A 7,539-nucleotide genomic window follows, 5' to 3' on the forward strand; every position below is an offset into this window, starting at 1 on the left:
CCTTTCCAGAAATGCACTTCAAATAATTTATGCTTTCAACATCCTTCGGTGGGGAATGCCATCTTCCAGGTATTCATCACCAAAGGCCGTAAAACCTAATTCTGTATAAAACTTTAATAAGTAGGATTGTGCCGATATTTCAATAGCACTATTCGGAAATCTTTGATCTATGGCTACCAAAGATGCCTGCATAATCTCTTTTCCCAGACCATATTTACGCTGATTCTTGCTTACAACTACCCTGCCAATACTTGTATTTTTAAAATAATCGCCCGGTCCAAAGATTCGTGTATACGCGACTATTTCCCCTTCTTTTATGCCCAATACATGGATTGCCTTTTGGTCCTTGTTGTCCACATCTTGGTATGCGCAATCTTGTTCCACCACAAAAACCTCGCTGCGGAGTCGCAGAATTTGGTAGAGCTCCGTAGTGGAGAGTTCATCAAAAGTTTTAACGGATACTTGCATTAATCTTGCACTATTACACTTTTGGAATCGCATTTATCGAATTCCGGCTGAATATTTACATGGTTGATACCGTGTTTATGGTAAACATGTTCCTCAATTTCTTCCAAAATACTATCGAACTCGGAAATCTTGATATCCTGCTTAAAATCCACATGGGCCTCCATATGTACCTCGTCTTCATTGAGTTGCCAAATATGCACGTGGTGCACATTTTTTACTTGATCTATTGTACAGATGGATTCCACAATATCTTGTATCACTACGGATTTTGGGGTAAAAAGCATCAATACTTTGGTAGATTCCTTCAAAAGATCATATCCCATGTAGATCAAATAAATTCCTATGATCATAGTCAAAATGGCATCGACCCAATAAATTTGAAAATATTTCATCAAAATACCCCCAATCAATACCGCTACGGAGGCCATCATATCGGTAAGCAGATGCAAATAGGCAGATTTCATGTTCATGTTGTCGTTGGAGTCCTTCTTCAGCAACAACACACTGAATCCGTTACCGGCAATGGCTATCAAGGCCAACCAGATTACCAGATTGGATTCTATTTCTTGTGGGGTTATCAATCTTTCCACAGCTTCTTTCATCAAAATTATGGCCACTACCACAAGTGTGGCGGCATTGATGAAAGCTGCCAAAATTTCGGCACGTTTATAACCGAAGGTCTTTAGGGCAGATGCTTTTCTTTTTCCCAATCTCCTGGCTCCATAACTTATCACTAAACTGAGTACGTCGCTAAAATTATGAAGGGCATCCGATAGTAAGGCCAAACTTCCTGAAAGCAGTCCTCCCACAATCTGCGCAATGGTAATTCCTATGTTCAGAAAAATGGAAATAAGGAGGTTCCTTCCTTTTAGATCAGAATGGTCGTGGGAATGGGAATGTCCGTGATGATGGTGGTGCCCCATAATGTTTATCTACACGGTATTTTTTCAATCCTTCTTTCGTGCCTACCTCCTTGGAATTCTGTTTTTAGAAAAGTCTCCACCATATCCAATGCCTGTGGAAGCGAAATAAAACGTGCAGGCAGGCTCAATATGTTCGCATCGTTGTGCTCTCTGGCCAGTTGGGTGATCTCTTTGTTCCAGCAAAGGGCCCCTCGTACAGTTTGATGTTTGTTTATAGTCATGGTAGCACCATTGCCACTACCGCACAATACAATGCCAAAATCCACTTTTCCTTCGGCCACATCGGTGGCTACCGGATGGGTAAAATCAGGGTAATCCACACTATCGGTACCATCGGTACCGTAATTTACAACTTCTATCCCCTTGGATTTTAGCATACCTATTATTGCCAATTTATAATCGGTACCCGCATGGTCGTTTCCTATTGCTATTTTCATGGTTTAGTATTAAAATGGATGCCTAACAAAGGTACAATATCTTTTCATGTTACATTGTTTATAATATGAAAGCGATTTTTACATATGCTTCATAAACAACCTATTAACAACACCCCTGTTTTGTTAATTATTTTAAGACAATTATTGGTAATCAAATTTTGTTTTCTCGGTAAATAGATCAATGGAAATAATTATTTGATATTGGAGCGATAATCCATCAAAAATTAATCAACCAATATGAAACATTTTTTGTCGGTAATTAACATTAAAGAGACATTAACTTTTCAATAAATTGATGTTGATAACGGTTATTAAAAACCGTGCACAAAAAATCTAATCGTTTGATTTTTAATTTTTTTGTTGTCTGACAAATTGTGAACAAATTATTTTGATCGTTCAAACCAAACTTTTAACTATAATTTTATTCCACATTTCAACGATCCATCATAATCATCATTTTAATAAAATTTAAAAAAGAAGAAAAAGTATAATATTGATAATTGTTGATAAAGTTGCATTTGTTTTGAGATTACTCTTCCATTCCTTGTTGCTCAAGGATTATAATTTGTATTTTTCAAAAAAATAAGGACGTTAATGTCAAAGAAAAAGAAGAGGGCTGGTAGTCAGCGAAAGAATGAAATTACGAAGGGCATTTTCACCGTACTGGAAAAAGAACCATCCAAAACCTTTAATTACAAGCAGATAGCTTCAAAATTGGAGATATCCGACACCCAGGATAGGAACCTTTTGATCAAGCGTTTGGGACAATTAAAAGCAAGCGAACGTATTGCCGAGCCCGAAAGGGGCAAGTACCAAAAAAAGCCATCATTGCATACATATTTCACGGGGAGGGTAGATCTTACCACCAGTGGGAACGCTTATATTGTTGTGGACGAGTTGGATGACGATATTTTTGTGGCGAACAACAACTTGAACAGGGCCTTTCATGGAGATACTGTGGAAGTTTTTATAAAGCCCCGGAGAAAGAGCAAAAAGATGGAAGGGGAGATTTCCAAGGTGCTCGAAAGAAAAAAATCCTCTTATGTGGGGATTGTGGACAAACAGCCAAGGTTTGCATTTGTTAGACCTACCGATTCAAGAATGTACACGGATATTTTTGTGCCGTTGGACAAGCTTAAAAAAGCCAACGATGGTGATAAGGTATTGGTCAATTTGAACAATTGGCCGGACGATGCCGATTCGCCATACGGAGAAGTGATCGAAGTATTGGGAAAACCGGGAGAGCACAATACCGAAATACATTCAATATTGGCAGAATATGGACTTCCACATGAATTTCCGTATGAAGTGGAGGAGTTTGCCAAAACTTTGGATACCTCTATCAAGGAATCGGAAATAGCCAAACGAAGGGATATGCGGGATGTGCTCACATTTACCATCGATCCCAAAGATGCGAAGGATTTTGATGATGCACTTTCTTTCCAAAAATTGGAGAACGGAAACTACGAAATAGGGATTCATATTGCTGATGTTTCCCACTATGTACAGCCCGATACCGTGCTGGAGGACGAAGCATACGACCGTGCCACCTCGGTATATCTGGTGGACCGTGTGGTACCCATGTTACCCGAAGTATTGTCCAACAAAGCATGTTCGCTGAGGCCAAATGAAGAAAAATATACCTTTTCCGCCATTTTTGAAATGGACGATAACGCTCGATTGGTAAAACAATGGTTCGGTAGAACGGCCATAAATTCCAACGAACGTTTTGCCTACGAGGAGGCGCAGCACATTATAGAAACCAAGCAGAACCGTATACCCAAAGAAATATCCATTAGGGAAAATGCTTATGCTGTTTCGGATGACATTGTGGATGCCGTTCTTACTTTTGATAGATTGGCAAAGATTATGCGGCAGGCACGTATGGATGCCGGGGCCATTTCTTTTGATAAAATAGAAGTGAAATTTCACTTGTCCGAAAATAATGTTCCGTTAGGGGTTTACTTTAAAGAAGCAAAAGAAGCCAACAAGCTCATAGAGGAGTTTATGCTATTGGCCAATAGAAAGGTTGCCGAGTTTATTGGCAAACAGAAGAAAACATTTGTTTACCGGGTGCACGATAAGCCTGACGAGGATAAATTAATGGCCCTGAACGGGGTTATTTCCAGATTTGGACATAGTATCAACCTGAAGGACAATAAAGCCATCAATCAGTCCCTAAATAAGTTATTGGAGGACGTTAAGGGCAAAAAAGAACAGAACTTGGTGGATACCTTGGCCATTCGGAGTATGAGCAAGGCCACCTATACCACGGAGAATATTGGCCACTATGGGCTCGGGTTTGAATACTACACCCATTTTACCTCGCCAATCAGGCGATATCCGGATGTAATGGTACACCGTTTGTTACAGCATTATCTGGACAAGGAAAAGACACCGAAGGCCGAATATTACGAGGAGAAATGTAAACATTCCTCGAACATGGAGGTTTTGGCCGCCAATGCCGAAAGGGATTCCATTAAGTACATGCAGATCAAGTTTATGGAAGACCACAAGGACCAGGAATTTCTTGGGGTAATCTCTGGAGTTACGGAATGGGGGATTTATGTGGAGATTGTGGAAAACAAATGCGAGGGAATGGTCCGTATCCGCGATATCAAGGACGATTACTACGTATTCGATGAGCGCCAGTATGCCATAATCGGAGAGCGGACCAAGAGAATGTACCAATTGGGCGATGAAGTCTATGTGATGGTAAAGAGCACCGATTTGGTCAAACGCCATTTGGACTTTGCACTTATCGGCAAGAAGAAATAATACTATTTTGGAATAAAATTTGTTATCCTATTGAGAGCCAAATTTTTATAACATGAAAGTAATTACGATTGTTATTTTGTTCCTCACCCTTCAATGCGTTGAAGCGCAGGATGCCACTATTACAAAAAGCCTACAAAAATTCACCGAGGTCAAGGGATTTGATGGAATATCCATCAACTTGATAAAATCCAATGTGAACAAAGCCGTTATCACCGGAGCCAATACCAATAATGTGGCTATCGTGAACAATGATGGTGTGTTGAAAATAAGGATGGAGATCATCAAGATTTTTAGTGGGTATCGGACCTATGTGGATCTATACCATTCGGAGGAACTGGTAGTCATAGATGTGAATGAAGATGCCAGGATTTCTTCCGATGATACGTATGTTCAGGATATTTTGGAACTTAAGGCACAAGAAGGCGGTGAACTGGAAATAAACTGTGAGGTAGACCAATTGTTGATAAAAGCGATATCCGGAGGTAAGATTTTTGCCGGCGGATTTTCGAACACCCAGGACGTAATCATCAATACAGGTGGTACCTATAGTGGAAGAAATTTCAAAACAAAATTTACAACCATAAATGTAAACGCTGGAGGAAATGCCGAAATCCATGCATCGGATTATGTAAAGGCCAATGTAAAGGCCGGTGGTGAAGTACTGGTGTACGGCGACCCTAAAAAAATGGACGAGCAGACCCTTTTTGGCGGAAAAATAAAAAGAGTAAACTAAACAATGATAGAAGATATCCAAGCTGCCATCCCCTTGGGATTTTTGTTGAGCTTTATGATTGGCCCCGTGTTCTTTGTTTTATTGGAAACGAGCGCCACCAAAGGTTTTAGAGCTGGGGTAAGTTTGGACATCGGGGTAATTTTTGCCGACATTGTTTTTCTACTGATTGCCTATTTCAGTAGTTATCAGTTGCTGGAAAATTTGAGCAACGAACCTGGTCTTTTTGTTTTTGGTGGAATGATTTTGTTGGTGTACGGAATATTTCTCTTTGTTAAGCGAACAAGGAAAAAATCCAATGTTAAGGCCTCCAAAGGAACTTATCTTGGTTTGATGATGAAAGGTTTTCTTTTAAACTTTATCAATATAGGTGTTCTTGCTTTTTGGTTGGGTTTGATAATCGTGGTAGGCCCAAGTTTGGACAACAGCCCCAATAGAATGACGGTTTTTTTCGGTACCGTTCTGCTGATTTACTTTGGAACCGACCTAATAAAGATAGTATTGGCGAAACAGTTAAAAAGATATCTGACGCAAGAACGTATTGTGCTCATTAAAAAAGGGTTGGGGATTGTGCTGATTATTTGCGGTATCGTATTGATTACGAAGGGTTTTTTACCTAAGGATAAGTTCGATATTCAGGAAGAGATTGAAAGAATAGAGAATCTTTAAACAAAAAACCCAGCACAATGTACTGGGTTTTGAGGCATCGAGCGGATTCGAACCGCTGTACAAGCTTTTGCAGAGCTCTGCCTAGCCACTCGGCCACGATGCCAATTTGGAGTGCAAATGTACTATTTTTTTTAGCTTACCCAAACCAATATTTAGGGTCTATGGCTCTTTAAAATAACGGATACGCTTTCAACATCGCCCCCAATGGGAGGGTTTATTTTGGAAACTTCCACTTCCACCTCTTCCACTTCTTTTATTTCTCCAAAAATACGATCAATAATTCTTTTGGCAACATGTTCCAATAAATTGGAACGCACGGTCATTTCTTCTTTGATGATATCATTGAGATGGACATAGTCCACGGTTTCGGAAAGTTGGTCGGAAGCAGCAGGTCGTGAGAGATCAGCGGTAATTTCAAGATCAACGCGATAATCGCTGCCGATGAGCATTTCTTCCTTTAAACATCCGTGGTTGGAATGTATTCTAACGTTCTTTAACCTGATTTTGCCCAAAATTGTGTTTTAAGAAAGCGCAAAAATAGGGTAAAACGGTTTAAATCAATACATGCAGCGGCAGTTACTTATACCCTGGAAGAGATCCATACCTACGGTGACCACATGTGTACCGGTGCTATAACCCAATATTTCGTTGGTTATGACTTGATAGGAGTAGCCAAAGTAGAAGTTACTCTTTTTAAGCCCTGCAATGGGGGCAATGTAGAGCGGTTTCCCCAATTGGTCGTTCAAAAATCGATAGGTAAGCCCCACGTAGTAGTAATCTTCAAAATCGCGGAACCGGAACTTGGTGTTTAAATCGGTTACCGATCTACCATCACTTTCAAACCATTGAAAGAATACGGAAGGTTCTATTTCCAACTTGCTGTTCTTGCTCTTGGAAAAACTATAACCGGAGTAGACATAATAGTTTCTTAGCTTATTTGGCTCTATACGGATAATGTCGGTATTGAAGTTGGAAAGGTCCTTGTTCAGAACGTTGCCCGCATTAAGGCTAAAAAAGAATTTATCAAAACGGTAAAGTACGCCCAGATCAAAGTTATGGTTGGTGGTGGCTTTATCATCTGTTGGCAATTGCCCATTATCTTCCTCAAATTGTTCGACATCTATCCTGAACTGGTTAAAGTTGTAGGAGATACCAAAGGAGAGGAAAATATCATCGTATCTGTCCAAGGTCAGATGGTGAGCAAAAGAGACTCTTGCTCCCCGCTGTCTGGTATAGCCATTGCTATCGTTGTAAAGAAGCATTCCCACCCCTGATCTGTTCCCTATCCTGGCATCGGCCGCCAAGGTTTGTGTATCCGGTGCATCCTTAATGCCCACCCATTGTGTAAGGCCGTTGAGACGCACTTTAATGTGGTCACCGATACCTGCATATGTCGGGGACATTAAAAATGGATTGTCGGCTATATATTGGGACAATTGGGGTACGGTCAACTCTTGTCCCCTGGCACATAGTGCCAAGGAAACAAACAAGATAGTTGAATATACTTTTTTTAACATGAGGTCTAAGTAGGTTA

Annotated in this window: 8 protein-coding genes and 1 tRNA gene; 3 read left to right on the forward strand and 6 right to left on the reverse strand. The window is 40.3% G+C overall.

Annotated elements, in window-relative coordinates; translation table 11 throughout:
• Positions 1 to 27 precede the first annotated feature (27 nt).
• Genes SD449_RS12440 through SD449_RS12450 form a run of 3 tightly spaced genes read right to left on the reverse strand, consistent with a single transcriptional unit; the run spans position 28 to position 1,828 of the window.
• Positions 28 to 468 carry a GNAT family N-acetyltransferase gene (locus SD449_RS12440; RefSeq protein WP_318311003.1) on the reverse strand — a complete coding sequence of 147 codons (441 nt, stop codon included), beginning with the start codon at positions 466 to 468 and terminating at the stop codon, positions 28 to 30.
• Entirely contained in the window at positions 468 to 1,391 is a 924-nt protein-coding gene (locus SD449_RS12445; RefSeq protein ID WP_318311004.1) for a cation diffusion facilitator family transporter, read from the reverse strand. The genes SD449_RS12440 and SD449_RS12445 overlap by 1 nt, the downstream gene beginning before the upstream one ends.
• A 5-nt stretch (positions 1,392 to 1,396) precedes the next feature.
• Positions 1,397 to 1,828 (reverse strand): RpiB/LacA/LacB family sugar-phosphate isomerase, encoded by a 432-nt coding sequence (locus tag SD449_RS12450; protein ID WP_318311006.1) that lies wholly within the window; start codon positions 1,826 to 1,828, stop codon positions 1,397 to 1,399.
• Between the two features lie 594 nt (positions 1,829 to 2,422).
• Between SD449_RS12450 and rnr the strand changes: the two genes are divergently transcribed.
• The 3 genes from rnr to SD449_RS12465 are packed head-to-tail and all read left to right on the forward strand — an operon-like array spanning position 2,423 to position 6,005.
• Entirely contained in the window at positions 2,423 to 4,606 is a 2,184-nt protein-coding gene (gene rnr / locus SD449_RS12455; RefSeq protein ID WP_318311007.1) for a ribonuclease R, read from the forward strand.
• 52 nt (positions 4,607 to 4,658) lie between these two features.
• On the forward strand, positions 4,659 to 5,339 hold the full coding sequence (locus SD449_RS12460) for a head GIN domain-containing protein (protein WP_318311009.1): 681 nt from the start codon (positions 4,659 to 4,661) through the stop codon (positions 5,337 to 5,339).
• A 3-nt stretch (positions 5,340 to 5,342) separates the two neighbouring features.
• Complete coding sequence (locus SD449_RS12465) at positions 5,343 to 6,005, forward strand: LysE family translocator (RefSeq protein WP_318311011.1); 663 nt, start codon at positions 5,343 to 5,345, stop codon at positions 6,003 to 6,005.
• Between the two features lie 32 nt (positions 6,006 to 6,037).
• Here SD449_RS12465 and SD449_RS12470 read toward each other — a convergent pair.
• The 3 genes from SD449_RS12470 to SD449_RS12480 all read right to left on the reverse strand — a co-directional run bounded on the left by SD449_RS12470 (position 6,038) and on the right by SD449_RS12480 (position 7,522).
• Positions 6,038 to 6,108: transfer RNA gene (locus SD449_RS12470), tRNA-Cys, on the reverse strand.
• 49 nt (positions 6,109 to 6,157) lie between these two features.
• Positions 6,158 to 6,517, reverse strand: a complete 360-nt coding sequence (gene folB / locus SD449_RS12475) for a dihydroneopterin aldolase (protein WP_318311012.1) — start codon at positions 6,515 to 6,517, stop codon at positions 6,158 to 6,160.
• Positions 6,518 to 6,562: 45 nt separating this feature from the next.
• Positions 6,563 to 7,522 (reverse strand): PorP/SprF family type IX secretion system membrane protein, encoded by a 960-nt coding sequence (locus tag SD449_RS12480; protein WP_318311014.1) that lies wholly within the window; start codon positions 7,520 to 7,522, stop codon positions 6,563 to 6,565.
• Positions 7,523 to 7,539 lie beyond the last annotated feature (17 nt).

It is taken from the genome of Flagellimonas crocea (assembly GCF_033441595.1).
GTDB lineage: Bacteria > Bacteroidota > Bacteroidia > Flavobacteriales > Flavobacteriaceae > Flagellimonas > Flagellimonas crocea.